Source organism: Paracoccus sp. (in: a-proteobacteria), from assembly GCF_035556475.1.
Taxonomy (GTDB): Bacteria; Pseudomonadota; Alphaproteobacteria; order Rhodobacterales; family Rhodobacteraceae; genus Paracoccus.
Genome location: NZ_DATMFA010000102.1, coordinates 21451 through 35767 on the forward strand (window position 1 = coordinate 21451; position 14317 = coordinate 35767).

Below are 14317 nucleotides of genomic sequence, written 5' to 3' on the forward strand. Positions count from 1 at the left end.
GCCCTTCTGCATAGGGGGGATTTGATGGCCGCCTGCGCCTGTCCGCGCGGCGTTTGCGGGTTCCCGCAAGTGGAGCGCATCGCCGTGGAACGGTTGCCGAAACTGTGCCATCTTCGGCCCGCCGAGGGGAGGCGGCGCGACATGGAACATGGCCCGATCACGGCTGCGCCTGATCCCGGTGCGTCGCGCGAACCCGTTCCCGACCCGCTCTGGCCGCATCTATTCCGCATTTCGCGCGCGCTGGCCGGACGGCTCGACTTTCTGTCGGCGATCCAGTCCGTCGCGCAGGAAATCGCGCGTTTCCTGCCCTATGACCATCTGGACCTGTGCCTGCTGCGCCATGACGGCACGCTCTCGGCCGCCTATGAGACCGGGATCGAGACGGCATGGGGCCGCTTCGCGACCGAAGGCATCCATCGCAGCCCGATCCGCGACCTGCTGCTGGGCCGGGCCGACCACATGCTGACCGGGGATGCGACCTGCGATCCGCGCTTTCACTTCTCCGGCGCGTTCACCGCCCCGATCCTTGAGCATCGGCTGCGCGCGCGGGTGCATGTGCCGCTTGTCGTCGCGGGCGAGATCATCGGCGGGCTCAGCATCTCGTCCTTCCGCCCGGATGTCTATGACGGGCAGGACGTCTCGGCGGCGCGGCAGGTGGCGGACCTGATCTCGCCCTATGTATTCGCGCTCCGTGAGGCGGAACGCTCGCGTCAGGCCGCCATCGTCGAGGCCGAGGCCCGCGCCCGCGAGGAGGGGCTGCGGCAGGGCGCGCTGAACCTGACCGAGGCGCTGGAGCAGGAGCGCCAGCGCATCGGCATGGACCTGCACGACCAGACCCTTGCCGACCTGAGCCGACTGATGCGCGACCTCTCACGTCCCGGCAGCGTCGAGGCCGAGGCGGTGCTGGCGCGGCTGGACGATTGCGTCTCGGACCTGCGGCGGATCATCGACACGGCGGTGCCGACGATTCTTGAGATGTTCGGCTTCACCCATGCCGTGCGCGAGCATCTGGAACGCGCGGCGGGCGAGGGGGTGCGCTTCGATGTCCATGACGACAGCCACGGCGCGCCCGACCAGCTTGACCCGGTCGTGCGCATCGCGCTGTTCCGCATCGTGCAGGAGGCGATCAACAATGCCGGCCGCCATGCCCGCGCCTCGCGCATCGAGGTGCGCATCGCTGGGCGCGCGCGGCTGCGCGTCACCGTCGCCGATGACGGCTGCGGCCTTTCGGACGAGATCCGCCGCAGCCGCAGGAAGGGCGGCCTCTCGCATATGCGGACGCGCGCGCAACTGATCGGGGCGCGGCTTTCGGTGCGCAGCGGGCGGACCGGGACCAGCATCAGCGTCAGCCTCGGCGGTAATGGGGGAAGCGCGTCGTGAGGGTGCTGCTGGTCGAGGATGATCCCCTCCACGCCGCGTTCCTGCGCGATGCGGTCGGGCAGGCCTTGCCCGAGGTCAGCCAGATCCTGACCGCCGGAAACGGGCGCGAGGGCGAGGCGATGGCGCGTCGCGACGTGGGCGCCGTGGTCATGGACCTGCAGATGAAGGAGCGTAACGGCATCGACGCCGCCCGCACCATCTGGTCCGAACGGCCCGAGACCCGCATCCTCTTCTGGTCGAATTATGCAGACGAGGCCTATCTGCGCGGCCTCAGCCGGATCGTGCCGCCGGGATCGCCCTATGGCTATGTGCTGAAGACCGCGCCGGTCCAGCGCCTGCATCTGGCCATGCGCGCCGTGCTGGTCGAGGGGCAGGTGCTGGTCGACCGCGAGATTCACCGCCTGCAACAGCGCCAGTCCCGCCCCGCACAGGCGCTGAGCGAGAGCGAATATACCGTGCTTCTCGACATGGCGCTGGGCCTGCCCGACCGCGAGATCGCGCGCAGGCGGGGCATGTCGGAACGAACGGTGCAGAACCGGCTGCTCTCGCTTTACGACAAGCTTTCCGTCGACCTGCCCCAGCGCCGCGAACCGGCGATGAACAAGCGCGTCCGCGCCGTCGCCTGCGCGCTTTCCAGCGGCGCGCTGAATGTCGAGGCGCTGCGCATCGCCGAGCGCGAGATGCAGGAATGGCTGAGCCTTGGCCGCGAGGGGGATCAGGCGGCGGAGATCCGCTCCAGATAGGGCAGGGGCGCGGGCTGGATCATCTCCTGCACCGCCTCGATCCGCAGCATGGCCCGGCGGCGCGAGATGCGCAGATGCATGACCAGCGCGGCCTTGGCCCCCTCGATATCGCCGGTTTGCAGGCGCGAGACGATTTCGAGATGCTCGGCAAGGAAAGGCTCGGTCCCGAACAGTTCCAGCGTCAGCTGGTAAAGCATGTGATGCGCGATCAGCAGCGATTGCGGCAACTGGATCGCCCGGATCAGCGCGTCATTGCCGCAATGACCCAGCATCTCGACATGGAGCCGCTGTTCCAGATAGTCGAGGAGCGCACTGTCGCGATGGGCGCCCGGCGCCATCGCCACCTCGAGTTCCGCCCGCATGGCAGGAAGCAGGCCGGGCGGAAGATGCGGCAGGGCCTTTTCCATCGCCACCGGCTCAAGCAGCCAGCGCAGCTCGAACAGCTGGTCGATATGATGCCCGGTCAGGGCAGGGGCGAACCAGCGGCCGCTGTCGTCCTTCTGGATGATGCCCCGGTTTTGCAACCGCCCCACGACATCGCGGGCGACGGTGCGGCTGACCCCCGTATGACGCGCCAGCATCGCCTCGTTCACGCGCCAGCTTCCAAGCGAGGTGCGGGCGACGATCTCCATCTCGATCTCGGGGTAGAGCGCCTCCCAGCTTGTGCGCGGGGTCAGGCGGACGGGGGCGAAAGGGGATGCCGTAGCGCCCGCGATGCCATCGGCCACCACCTCATAGCGGCCGCTGCTGCGCCGCGCGACAAGGCCCTGCGCGGCCAGTTCCTCCAACGCCTGCCGGGCGGGCGAGCGGCTGATGCCGAAGCGTTGCGCCAGATGGGTCTGGGTCAGGACGGACCCGCGGGGCAAGCCGCCGCCCGCGATCTCGCGCGCGATTTCCGTGGCCGCCTGCTGGTAGAGCCGGGGCGCGAGGGGGTTCGGGTCGGTGGACATGCGCGGCTCCGTCTGGCTTCAGGATCATGGCGGTCGGGCGCGGGCTTGGCAATCTTGTGCCGGTCCCGTCCTTGTGCCTAGTGTGCGCACAGGACATTTTCGGGAGGAGAGTCAGAATGGCCCAGCAGCATGTCGCATTGAAGGATCTGGACCGGTTCTGCCGCGCGGCCTTCCTGGCCATCGGCGCGGATGAGGCGACCGCCGATGCCGGGACGCGCGCGATGCTGCATGGCACGCGCTTTGGCGTCGACAGCCACGGCGTCCGCTTGCTGCCGCATTACCTGAAGGCGCTGGAGGGTGGGCGGCTGAACCGCAATCCCCAGCTGAAAAAGGTCGGCGGTTTCGGCGCGGTCGAGGTGCTGGACGCCGATCACGCGCAGGGCGCGCTTGGAAGCTATCGCGGGATGGAACGCGCGGTCGAGCTTGCCCGGCAATTCGGCCTTGGCGCGGTCGCGATCCGCAACAGCTCGCATTTCGGGCCGGCGGGGGCCTATGCGCTGGCGGCGGCCGAGCAGGGCTTCATCGGCATGAGCTTCTGCAATTCCGACAGTTTCGTGCGGCTGCATGACGGCGCGATGCGCTTTCACGGCACCAACCCGATCTCGGTCGCGGTGCCCGTGGCGGGGGGCGATCCGTGGTTTCTGGACATGGCGACCAGCGCTATCCCCTATAACCGCGTGCTGCTTTACCGCAGCCTCGGGATCGAGCTTCCGCAAGGCGTCGCCTCGGATGGTGAGGGCGTGGACACGATCGACCCCGAGCGGACCGAGATGCTGGCGCCGCTGGGCGGGGCCTTCGGTTTCAAGGGTGCCGCGCTGGCCGGGGTGGCCGAGATCTTCAGCGCCGTGCTGACCGGAATGCGGCTGAGCTTCGACATCGCGCATATGGACGGGCCGGATTTCTCGACCCCGCGCGGCCTTGGTGCCTTTGTCGTGGCCTTCAATCCCGATGCTTTCCTTGACCGCGCCCAGTTCGATGCCGGGATGCGGCGCTATGTCGACACGCTGCGCAACTCGCCCGCGCGGGGGGATTGCCGCGTCATGGCGCCCGGTGACCGGGAATGGGACGTGGCCCGCCAGCGCGAGGCCGAGGGGGTGATTCTCGACCCCGCCACCGCGATCTCCTTTGCAGAGCTGGCCGAGCGTCTGGGCATCGCAGAGGTGGCCTGACCAGTTTTCGCCGCAATATCCTTGCAAAGCGGGATATTGCGGCCATTTCGTGCCTTTCCGATCATAAACGCGTGAAGAAGGCCCTTGACCCAAGGGCAAACGCCTCACTAATCTGAAATTGGTCAAACCAGTTTGACCCCGCGCCATGTGGAGGTGGCGCAGGCATCGGAGGACAGATGCTCAACGAACCCAAGCCCCGCCGGCAATACCGGCAGGTGGCCGACCAGATCCTGTCGCTTATCGCGACGCAGGGCTTGCAGCCGGGTGCCCGGTTGCCGTCCGAACGCGATCTGGCCGAGCTTCTCAGCGTTTCGCGCCCGTCGCTGCGCGAGGCGCTGATCGCGCTTGAGGTCGAGGGGCATGTCGAGATCCGCATGGGCTCGGGCGTCTATGTCGGGCAAAGCCCGGCGGTCGAGGGCGGGACGCCCCCCCTCGACAGCGAGGGGCCGCTGGAAATCCTTCAGGCCCGCGCCATCATCGAAAGCGCGATTGCCGAGGAAACCGCGCGTCATGTCACGCCGGCGCTGATCGCGCGGCTTGATGCGAACCTGCGCGAGATGGGGCAGGCGCTGGACGACCGCAGCCGGGCCATCGTGCTGGACGGGCAATTCCACATCGCGATTGCCTCCGGGGTCGGGAATGCCGTCCTCGCCAATTTCACCGCCGAGATCTATGAAAAGCGGCTCTCGCCCTTTTTCGTCCAGTTCTCGTGCCGGTTCGAAGGGCCGCGGACCTGGCGGCTGGCCCTGTCCGAGCATGGCGCGATCCGCGACGCGATCGCCGATGCCGATGCCTCCGCCGCGCGCGAGGCGATGCGCCATCACCTGTCTGAATCGCAACGAAGATTCACCGAAAGCTTCCTGGTCGAGAGCAGCCTGGGAGCCTGAACCGAAGACCACGTCAACCACCAACGAACCAACGCTACTGGGAGGATACGCATGAAGTTCACGATGAAGGGCCTGATCGGTGCCGCCGCCATGCTGATGGCCAGCACCATCGCCGCGCAGGCGCAGACCGCGCTGAAATGGGCGCATGTCTACGAGACATCCGAGCCGTTCCACACCGAATCCGTCTGGGCCGCCGAGGAGATCGCCAAGCGCACCGATGGCCGCTACAAGATCGACGTCTTCCCGGCCTCGCAGCTGGGCAAGGAAGCCGACATCAACCAGGGCCTGAAGCTGGGCACGGTCGATATCATCATCTCGGGCTCCAGCTTCGCCTCGCGCGATTACAAGCCGATCGGCGTGACCTATTATCCCTATATCTTCCGCGATCCCTCGCATCTGATCGCCTATACGAAAAGCGACGTCTTCAAGAAGCTCGCCGCGGGATATGAGGAAGCCTCGGGCAACCACATCACCGCCGTGACCTATTACGGCACCCGCCACACCACGGCGAACAAGGAAATCAAGACCTGCGCCGACATGAACGGGCTGAAGATCCGCGTGCCGGACGTGCCCGCCTATCTGGCCATGCCGCGCGCCTGCGGGGCGAACACCGCGCCGATCGCCTTTGCCGAGGTCTATCTGGCGCTGCAGAACGGCACCGTCGAGGCGCAGGAGAACCCGCTGACCACGATCGAGGCCAAGAAATTCTACGAGGTCCAGAAGAACATCGTGCTGACCGGCCATATCGTCGACCACCTGAACACGGTCGTCTCGAAGCAGCTGTGGTCCAGCCTCTCGGACGAGGACAAGCAGATCTTCTCGGACGTGATGATGGAAGCCGCCGAGCGCGCCACCAAGATCGTCGAGGAGCGCGAGGCCGCGCTGGTCGAGAAGTTCAAGGCCGATGGCCTGACCGTCACCGAAGTCGACAAGGCCGATTTCGAAAAGACCGTGCTTGAGAACCAGCCGGTCGAATCCTTCGGCTATATCCAGGCAGATTACGACGCGATCCGCGCCGTCCAGTAATCGCATCCCGGCCCCGGCCCATGCGCCGGGGCATCCCCCCATCACTTTCGGAGCCTATGACATGGCCGACCAAGACAACACGCAAATCAGCGTGGAGGAAATGGCGCATGCCTTCGAGGACGAAAGCGGCCCGGTCGATCTTTCGCCCTATTCCATCGAGGACTGGATCACGCTTGCCGTGTTCTGGGCGATGGGGGCCTGCGTCTTCCTGCAATTCTTCACCCGCTATGCCCTGAACAACAGCTTTACCTGGACCGAGGAAATCGCCGCGAACTGTCTGGTGATCATCGTGTTCCTCGGCTCGGTCATGTGCGTGAGGCTGGGCCGGCACATCATCGTCGATCTGCTCTACAACATCCTGCCGCGGCAGGTGGGCCGCGTGCTGCAGGTCATCGTCGACGTGATCGGCATCGGCTTCTTCGCCTATATGTCCTGGCTGCTCTGGCGCTATATCGACGTGGTCGGCAGCGAGCGCATGGTCACGGTCGACCTGCCGCGCGGCTTCGTCTTCTACACCGTCTTCGTCTCATTCGTGCTGATGCTGCTGCGCGCCCTGCAGAATTTCGTCCGCGACCTGACCAGACCCAAGACCGTCCGCGAAGAAGCGGCCGAGTCCGGCTTCACGGGAATCTGAACCATGCTTCTGCTTATCGGATCATTCCTTCTGCTGATGATCATCGGCGTGCCCGTTGCAATCGCGATGGCGGTGGCCTCGCTCGCCTATATCGGGGTCTATAACGTCGCCCCCGACATCATCGCCGCGCAGCGCATGATCGCTGGGGTCGAGAGCTTTCCGCTGATCGCGGTCCCGTTCTTCATCCTTGCCGGGAACCTCATGAACATCGCCGGCGTCACCGGCCGCATCTATCACTTCGCCCTGTCGCTGGTCGGCTGGATGAAAGGCGGGCTTGCGCAGGTGAACATCATCGGCTCGGTCGTCTTCTCGGGCATGTCGGGGACGGCGCTGGCCGATGCCGCCGGGATCGGCACGATCGAGATCAAGGCGATGAAGGATCACGGCTATCCGGTCGAGGCCGCCGTCGGCGTCACCGCCGCCTCGGCCACGCTGGGGCCGATCTTTCCGCCCTCGCTGCCCTTCGTCATCTACGGGATGATGGCCAATGCCTCGATCGGGGCGCTGTTCATGGCCGGCATCCTGCCGGGGATCGTGATGACCGTGCTGATGATGCTGACGGTCTATATCTTCGCCCGCCGCAAGGGCTGGGGGTCGGACACGCCCTTCGAGATGAAGCAGCTTCTGGGCGCCTCGCTCGAGGTGGTGATCGTCCTCTGCTTCCCGCTGGTGGTCTATCTGCTGGTTCTGGCCGGGGTTTCGGTGAACCTCGCGGTGCTGATCGGGCTTTCGGCGCTGATCGCGCTCGACTGGTATTTCGACTGGCACGCGGTCATGGCGCTGATGGCGCCGGTGCTGCTGATCGGCGGCATGACCATGGGCTGGTTCACACCGACCGAAGCCGCCGTCGCCGCCGTGATCTGGTCGCTGTTCCTCGGCCTCGTGCGGTATCGCACCATGACCTTCCGCAGCCTCGCCAAGGCCAGTTTCGACACGATCGAGACCACGGCCTCGGTCCTTTTCATCGTCACGGCCGCCTCGATCTTTGCCTGGCTTTTGACGGTCAGCCAGGCGGCGGCGGTCTTTGCGGACTTCATGTTCTCGCTGACCGACAATTGGTGGACCTTCCTGATCATCGTCAACATCCTGCTGCTGATCGTGGGCGCGTTCCTGGACACGATCGCCGCGATCTCGATCCTCGTCCCGATCCTGATGCCGGTCGCCGCGCGCTATGGCATCGACCCGGTGCATCTGGGCCTGATCGTGACGCTGAACCTGATGATCGGCCTTTTGACGCCACCGGTCGGGATGGTGCTGTTCGTGCTGTCGCGCATTTCCAAGATGTCGGTCGAGCGGACGGCGCTGGCGATCCTGCCCTGGATGATCCCGCTGTTCGTGGCGCTGTTGCTGATCACCTTCATCCCGCAGCTGACGCTGTGGCTGCCGACGCAGCTTGGCCTGATCCGCTGAACCATGGCCCGCGCGGCCCGGCCTTGGGGTCGCGCGGGCAGTGCTTGAACTGGCATCCATGCGGGTCGTGGCGAATGTCGCATGGGTATTTATAAAACGGTGAAAGGCTCAAGGATGCGCACAAGGGTTGCACGCCTTTACGGTGCCCATGACCTGAGGGTCGAGGAGCAGGAGGTGGGTCGTCCCGGACCCGACGAGGTTCTGCTGGGAATGGCCGCGGGCGGGATCTGCGGGTCGGATCTGCATTATTACCACGACGGCGGTTTCGGCCCGGTCCGGGTGCGCGAGCCGATCATCTCGGGGCATGAGGCCTCGGGGCGGGTGGTCGAGGCCGGCGAGGGGGTAGATCTGGCCCCCGGCACGCTGGTCGCCGTGAGCCCGTCCCAGCCTTGTGGGGCCTGCGAATATTGTCTGAAGGGTATGCCCGTCCATTGCCTCGACATGCATTTCATCGGCTCGGCCATGCGGCTGCCGCATGAGCAGGGGATGTTCCGTGACCTGTTCGTGGTGCCGGCGGGGCAGGTCCATGCCTTTCCCGAGGGCGTGAGCGAGGGCGAGGCGGCCTGTTCCGAGCCGCTGGCCGTCTGCCTGCATGCGGTGGGGCAGGCGCGGGATCTGCTTGGCGATCTTGCCGGGCTTCGGGTCATGGTGACCGGGGCCGGGCCGATCGGGCTGCTGGTGCTGGCCGCATTGCGCCATGCCGGGGCCTCTGGGGTGATCGTCACCGACCTGACCGATGCGGCGCTGGGGCGCGCGCGCGCCATGGGGGCGGGGCAGGTGATCAATGTCGGGAGCGATGCGGGGGCGCTGGAGCCATGGCAGAAGGACAAGGGCCAGATCGACCTGATCTTCGACTGCTCGGCCGCTGGACCGGCGCTGCGCACAGCCTTCGCCGCGATCCGTCCGCGCGGCACCATCATCCAGGTCGGCGTGACCGGCGACATGACCATTCCGCTGAACGCTCTGGTCGGGAAAGAGGTGACCTGGCGGGGTTCGCAGCGGTTCCATGAGGAATTCGCCGAGGCGGTGGCCCTGATAGGCAGCCGCGCCATCGACGTCCGGCCAATCATCAGCCACAGCCTGCCGCTGGAACAGGCGCGGGAGGCCTTCGACCTCGCCTCGGACCGCAGCATCGCCTGCAAGGTGCAGCTGACTTTTGCCCATCAGGAGCAAGTGAGATGAAATACACATGGCGCTGGTTCGGTCCCGTGGACAAGGCGACGGTCCGCGATGCGGTGCAGGCGGGCGCGCATGGCATCGTGAGCGCCCTGCATCATGTCCCGACCGGCGAGGCATGGAGTGTCGAGGGCATCCGCCAGCGGCAGGAGGAGGTGCGCGCCGGCGGGCTCAGCTGGGACGTGGTCGAAAGCGTCCCGGTTTCCGAGGAGATCAAGACCCAGACCGGCGACTGGCGCACCCATGTCGCGAACTGGCAGGAGACGCTGCGGCATCTGTCGCAATGCGGCATCCGCACGGTCTGTTACAACTTCATGCCGGTGCTGGACTGGACACGCACCGACCTGCGCTGGGAGACGCATCAGCACGCCCGCGCCATGCGCTTCGACCTGCCCGATTTTGTGGCTTTCGACATCCATATCCTGAGGCGTCCGGGCGCGGCCGGGGATTACCCTGAGGCCCTGCGGGACGAGGCCGCGCGCCGCTTTGCCGTCATGTCCGATGCCCGCATTGCGGAACTTGGCCGCAATGTCGGTGCGGGGCTGCCGGGGTCCGCGGATGGCTATACGCTGGACCAACTGCTGGAGAAGCTGCGCAGCTATCAGGGCATCGACGCGACCCGGCTGCGCGGCAATCTGGTCGATTTCCTGTCGCAGGTCGTTCCGGTCGCCGAGGAGGTCGGGATCAATATCTGCGCCCATCCCGACGATCCGCCATGGCCGCTGCTGGGTCTGCCGCGCATTCTGTCGACGCGCGAGGATTACGCGCATATGCTGCGCGCGGTCGATGCCCGCGCGAGCGGGGTGACGCTGTGTTCGGGCTCGCTCGGGGCGCGGGCCGACAATGACCTGCCGCAGATCGCCCGCGATTTCGCCGACCGGATCCATTTCGTCCATCTGCGGAATGTGACGCGCGAGGCCGGGAGCATCCCCTGTTCCTTCTATGAGGACGAGCATCTGGAAGGCGGCACCGACATGGTCGAGGTTATCGCCGCCCTGCTTGCTGAGGAGAAGCGCCGCCGCGAGGAAGGGCGCGAGGATCACCAGATCCCGATCCGCCCCGATCATGGGCAGGAGATCCTCGACGACCTGACGCGGGGGGCGCAGCCGGGCTATCCCGCGATCGGCCGCCTGAAGGGGCTGGCGGAGCTGCGCGGGATCGAACGGGCGCTGTCGCATCCACGGCTGGGGGCCTTCGCATGACCCGGCTCTCGTCTCAGTCCTTGCTGCCCGACACGGTCACGCTGCCCGGTTTCGACCGCGCGACCCTGCTGCCGGGCATCCTGCATCTGGGCTTCGGGGCCTTTCATCGCGCGCATCAGGCGGTATTCACGCAAGCCGCGCTGAATGCCGATCCGGGCGCATGGGGGATCGTCGCGGTCAACCTGCGCTCTGCCGGGCCGATCCGCGATCTTGAGGCGCAGGACGGGCTTTATACCGTCGTCACCCGCGGTCCCGATGGCGACAGCGCCGAGGTGATCGGCGTGACCGAGGACTGGCTTTGCGCGGCCGAGGAGGGCGCGGCCCTGCTGGAGCATCTGGCCGATCCGGCAATCCGCATCGTCACCCTGACCGTGACCGAGAAGGCCTATGGCCTCGACCCGGCGACGGGGGGGCTCGATCGCGACCATCCCTCGATCGCCGCCGACCTTGCCGATCCGGCCCATCCCGGCGGGGCGGTGGGCCTGCTGGTCGAGGGGTTGCGCCTGAGGCGCGAGGCCGGGGCTGCGCCCTTCACCGTGCTATCCTGCGACAACCTGCCCTCGAACGGGCGGGTGCTGCGGCGGCTGGTGGCCGAGTTTGCCGCCATCACCGATCCCGGCCTTGCCGATTGGATCGCGACCGAGGTGGCCTTCCCCTCAAGCATGGTCGACCGCATCGTCCCTGCCGCGACCGAAGCCACTCGCAGCCGTGCGGCCGCCCTGACCGGGGCAGAGGATGCCCTGGCGATCGAGACCGAGCCTTTCATCCAATGGGTGATCGAGGACGACTTCCCGCAAGGCCGCCCGGCATGGGAGGCAGCGGGCGCGGTCCTTGTCGCGGATGTCGAGCCCTATGAGAAGATGAAGCTGCGGATGCTGAACGGCAGCCATACGCTGATCGCGCATCTGGGTATTCTGCACGGGCTGGAACATGTGCGCGACGTGATGGCCGTGCCCCCGCTGGTCGCGCAGGTCCGCGCCCATATGCTGGCGGCGCGGGCGGTGCTGGACCCGGTGCCGGGGATCGACCTCGACAGCTATATGGAGGAGCTGATCCGCCGCTTCGCCAATCCCGCCATCGCGCATCGCAATATCCAGATCGCGATGGATTCGACCCAGAAACTGCCGCAGCGGATCTTCTCTCCGGCCGTGGATGCGCTGGCTGCCGGGCAGGACATCACCGCCTTTGCCCGCGCGACGGGCGCATGGATCGCGGCGATCCGGCTGCGGCAGGATGCCGACGATCCCCGCCGCGATGAGCTTCTGGCGGCGGCGCGGGCGGAGGATCCGGTCGCGGCTTTCCTCGACCTGCCCGGACTGCTGCCGCCCGTGCTGGCCTCCAGCCCCGAATGGCGCCGCGCGGTCAATGCCGCCGCCACCGAATTCGCGGCCCTGAACGAAAGGACACCGACATGAAGGCCCTGATCTGCGAGGAACCCGGACGCCTTGCCCTGATCTCGCGCCCCGAACCCGCGCGGGCCGAGGGAGGGGTGCTGGTCCGCATCCGCCATGTCGGGATCTGCGGCACCGATTTTCACATCTTCGGCGGCAAGCATCCCTTCCTCGAATATCCGCGCGTCATGGGCCACGAACTCTCGGGCACGGTCGAGGAGGCGGGGCCGGAAAGCGGGCTGAAGGCGGGCGATCCGGTCTATATCGTGCCCTACCTCTCCTGCGGAACCTGTCAGGCCTGCCGCATCGGGCTGACCAATGCCTGCTGCAATATCAAGGTTCTGGGCGTCCATACCGATGGCGGCATGGCCGAGCTGATCTCGGTCCCTGCGCAGAACGTGATCCCGACCGGGGGCATTCCGCTTGATGATGCCGCGATGATCGAGTTTCTGGCCATCGGCGCGCATGGGGTGAAGCGGGGTGGGATCGGCCCGCAGGACCGCGTGCTGGTGACGGGCTCTGGCCCGATCGGCATGTCGGCGATCATCTTCGCCAAGGCGCGCGGCGCGCATGTCACCGTCATGGACACGCGCGAGGACCGGCTGGTCTTCGCCCAATCCGGCCTTGGTGCCGATGCCGTCCTGATCGCGGATGCCGGGGCCGAGGCCAATGCCGAGCGCGCGACCGGCGGCGACTGGTTCGACGTGGTGATCGACGCGACCGGGGCCGCACCCCCGATCGAGCGCGGCTTCGGCTTCCTTGCCCATGGCGCGCGCTATGTGCTGCTTTCGGTGGTGCGGCAGGACATCCGCTTCTCGGACCCGGAGTTTCACAAGCGCGAGGCGGCGCTGATCGCCAGCCGCAATGCCCAGCCCGACGATTTCGCCGAGGTGGTGGCCCAGATGCAGGCGGGCCGGGTGCCGACGCGGGCGCTGAACACCCATCGGGGTTCCCTGTCAGACGGGGTGCACCTATTTCAGGACTGGTCGCGCCCCGAGGCGGGCGTGATCAAGGCCATACTCGACCTCTGAAGGAACGGAGCCCAGCCATGAGCGCGCCCAAGACCGTGCCAGCCATCATCCGCCTGCGCCCCGAGGACGATGTCGTCATCGCGACCCAGCCCATCCCCGCTGGCACCGAACTGGCCGGGGAGGGCGTCACCACGCGGCAGGACATTCCCCCCGGCCACAAGATCGCCACCCGCGACATTGCGGAGGGCGAGGCGGTCCGGCGCTATAATCAGGTCATCGGCCTCGCATCGGCCGCGATCCCGGCGGGCAGCCATATCCATGTCCACAACCTCGCCATGACGGATGTGGAAATGGACCATGCCATCGGCGCGGATGCCCGCCCGACGGCCCCGGCAACCGAGCCTGCGACCTTCATGGGCTATCGCCGCCCGGACGGACGCGCGGCGACCCGGAACTATATCGGGATCATCTCCTCGGTGAACTGCTCGGCCCGGGTGGTGCGATCCATCGCCGATCATTTCCGCCGCGACATCCGCCCCGAGGCGCTGGCCGATTTCCCGAATATCGACGGCGTCGTCGCGCTGACCCATGGCATCGGCTGCGCGGTGGACAGCAGGAGCGAATCCATGCGCATCGTGCGTCGCACGCTGGCGGGCTTTGCCACGCATCCGAACTTCGCCGCCGTCCTCTTCATCGGGCTGGGCTGCGAGACGAACCAGATCTCCGAGATCATGGCGCAGGGCGGGCTGGCCGAGGGCGCGAAGCTGAAGGCCTTCACCATTCAGGATCAGGGCGGCACGCCAAAGACGATCGAACACGGCATTGCCCAGATCAGGGCCATGCTGCCTGACGCGAATGCCATCGCGCGTGAGCCGATCCCGGTTTCCGAACTGGTCGTGGGGCTGCAATGCGGCGGCTCGGACGGCTATTCCGGCATCACCGCCAACCCGGCCCTGGGCCATGCCGTCGACATTCTCGTCAGCCATGGCGGCACTGCGATCCTGTCGGAAACGCCCGAAATCTATGGCGCCGAACACCTGCTGACCCGCCGCGCCGAGACGCGCGAGGTCGGCGAAAAGCTGATCGCCCGCATCGACTGGTGGAAGGAGCATACGGCGCGAAACGGGGCCGAGATGAACAACAACCCCTCGGCCGGGAACAAGGCGGGCGGGCTGACCACGATCCTTGAGAAATCCCTCGGCGCGGTCGCGAAGGCTGGCACCACCAACCTGCGCGGCGTCTATGAATATGCGGAACCCGTGACCGAACACGGCATGGTTTTCATGGACAGCCCCGGCTATGACCCGGTCTCGGCCACGGGGCAGGTGGCATCGGGCGCGAACCTGATCTGCTTTACCACCGGGCGCGGCTCGGCCTT

The 14317-nt window shown here is 66.8% G+C and carries 13 protein-coding genes; 12 read left to right on the forward strand and 1 reads right to left on the reverse strand.

The genetic code is table 11. The annotated features are described in order from the left end of the window. The first annotated feature begins 141 nt into the window (after nt 1-141). Nucleotides 142-1380: a GAF domain-containing sensor histidine kinase gene (locus tag VNQ78_RS13905; RefSeq protein WP_325690759.1), complete on the forward strand. Its 1239-nt coding sequence runs from the start codon at nt 142-144 to the stop codon at nt 1378-1380. Beyond that, nucleotides 1377-2123 carry a response regulator transcription factor gene (locus VNQ78_RS13910; RefSeq protein ID WP_325690761.1) on the forward strand — a complete coding sequence of 249 codons (747 nt, stop codon included), beginning with the start codon at nt 1377-1379 and terminating at the stop codon, nt 2121-2123. The genes VNQ78_RS13905 and VNQ78_RS13910 overlap by 4 nt, the downstream gene beginning before the upstream one ends. On the opposite strand, the gene VNQ78_RS13915 is transcribed toward VNQ78_RS13910, so the two are convergent. Then, entirely contained in the window at nt 2096-3073 is a 978-nt protein-coding gene (locus VNQ78_RS13915) for a GntR family transcriptional regulator (protein WP_325690763.1), read from the reverse strand. The genes VNQ78_RS13910 and VNQ78_RS13915 overlap by 28 nt on opposite strands. Nucleotides 3074-3189: 116 nt before the next feature. On the opposite strand from VNQ78_RS13915, the gene VNQ78_RS13920 reads away from it, so the two are divergent. From VNQ78_RS13920 to VNQ78_RS13965, 10 genes are all read left to right on the forward strand, one after another. After that, complete coding sequence (locus tag VNQ78_RS13920) at nt 3190-4242, forward strand: Ldh family oxidoreductase (RefSeq protein WP_325690765.1); 1053 nt, start codon at nt 3190-3192, stop codon at nt 4240-4242. Nucleotides 4243-4418: 176 nt separating this feature from the next. After that, nucleotides 4419-5129, forward strand: coding sequence for a FadR/GntR family transcriptional regulator (locus tag VNQ78_RS13925; RefSeq protein WP_325690767.1), 711 nt, complete (start codon nt 4419-4421; stop codon nt 5127-5129). Between the two features lie 51 nt (nt 5130-5180). Further along, complete coding sequence (locus VNQ78_RS13930) at nt 5181-6155, forward strand: sialic acid TRAP transporter substrate-binding protein SiaP (RefSeq protein WP_325690769.1); 975 nt, start codon at nt 5181-5183, stop codon at nt 6153-6155. A 61-nt stretch (nt 6156-6216) separates the two neighbouring features. After that, nucleotides 6217-6789 (forward strand): TRAP transporter small permease, encoded by a 573-nt coding sequence (locus VNQ78_RS13935; protein ID WP_325690771.1) that lies wholly within the window; start codon nt 6217-6219, stop codon nt 6787-6789. A 3-nt stretch (nt 6790-6792) separates the two neighbouring features. Then, on the forward strand, nt 6793-8199 hold the full coding sequence (locus tag VNQ78_RS13940) for a TRAP transporter large permease (RefSeq protein WP_325690773.1): 1407 nt from the start codon (nt 6793-6795) through the stop codon (nt 8197-8199). Between the two features lie 114 nt (nt 8200-8313). Beyond that, nucleotides 8314-9381, forward strand: coding sequence for an L-idonate 5-dehydrogenase (locus VNQ78_RS13945; RefSeq protein WP_325690775.1), 1068 nt, complete (start codon nt 8314-8316; stop codon nt 9379-9381). Beyond that, the gene (uxuA, locus tag VNQ78_RS13950) at nt 9378-10577 is read left to right on the forward strand and encodes a mannonate dehydratase (RefSeq protein ID WP_325690777.1); all 1200 of its coding nucleotides are present in this window, start codon (nt 9378-9380) and stop codon (nt 10575-10577) included. The genes VNQ78_RS13945 and uxuA overlap by 4 nt, the downstream gene beginning before the upstream one ends. Beyond that, entirely contained in the window at nt 10574-11992 is a 1419-nt protein-coding gene (locus VNQ78_RS13955; protein ID WP_325690779.1) for a mannitol dehydrogenase family protein, read from the forward strand. The genes uxuA and VNQ78_RS13955 overlap by 4 nt, the downstream gene beginning before the upstream one ends. Further along, a complete protein-coding gene (locus tag VNQ78_RS13960) occupies nt 11989-12999 on the forward strand; it encodes a zinc-binding alcohol dehydrogenase family protein (RefSeq protein ID WP_325690781.1) in 1011 nt (336 codons plus the stop codon). Before VNQ78_RS13955 ends, VNQ78_RS13960 begins: the two co-directional genes overlap by 4 nt. A gap of 17 nt (nt 13000-13016) precedes the next feature. After that, nucleotides 13017-14317: altronate dehydratase family protein (locus tag VNQ78_RS13965; protein WP_325690783.1), on the forward strand; the 1301-nt coding region annotated here is incomplete at its 3' end.

What these genes read in the sequence shown, in the direction of transcription:
- VNQ78_RS13925 (WP_325690767.1), top strand. Translation starts at nt 4,419, where the DNA reads ATGCTCAACGAACCCAAGCCCCGCCGGCAATACCGGCAGGTGGCCGAC.
- VNQ78_RS13945 (WP_325690775.1), top strand. Translation starts at nt 8,314, where the DNA reads ATGCGCACAAGGGTTGCACGCCTTTACGGTGCCCATGACCTGAGGGTC.
- VNQ78_RS13940 (WP_325690773.1), top strand. Translation starts at nt 6,793, where the DNA reads ATGCTTCTGCTTATCGGATCATTCCTTCTGCTGATGATCATCGGCGTG.
- VNQ78_RS13915 (WP_325690763.1), bottom strand. Translation starts at nt 3,073, where the DNA reads ATGTCCACCGACCCGAACCCCCTCGCGCCCCGGCTCTACCAGCAGGCG.
- VNQ78_RS13955 (WP_325690779.1), top strand. Translation starts at nt 10,574, where the DNA reads ATGACCCGGCTCTCGTCTCAGTCCTTGCTGCCCGACACGGTCACGCTG.
- VNQ78_RS13935 (WP_325690771.1), top strand. Translation starts at nt 6,217, where the DNA reads ATGGCCGACCAAGACAACACGCAAATCAGCGTGGAGGAAATGGCGCAT.
- VNQ78_RS13905 (WP_325690759.1), top strand. Translation starts at nt 142, where the DNA reads ATGGAACATGGCCCGATCACGGCTGCGCCTGATCCCGGTGCGTCGCGC.
- VNQ78_RS13930 (WP_325690769.1), top strand. Translation starts at nt 5,181, where the DNA reads ATGAAGTTCACGATGAAGGGCCTGATCGGTGCCGCCGCCATGCTGATG.
- uxuA (WP_325690777.1), top strand. Translation starts at nt 9,378, where the DNA reads ATGAAATACACATGGCGCTGGTTCGGTCCCGTGGACAAGGCGACGGTC.
- VNQ78_RS13920 (WP_325690765.1), top strand. Translation starts at nt 3,190, where the DNA reads ATGGCCCAGCAGCATGTCGCATTGAAGGATCTGGACCGGTTCTGCCGC.
- VNQ78_RS13960 (WP_325690781.1), top strand. Translation starts at nt 11,989, where the DNA reads ATGAAGGCCCTGATCTGCGAGGAACCCGGACGCCTTGCCCTGATCTCG.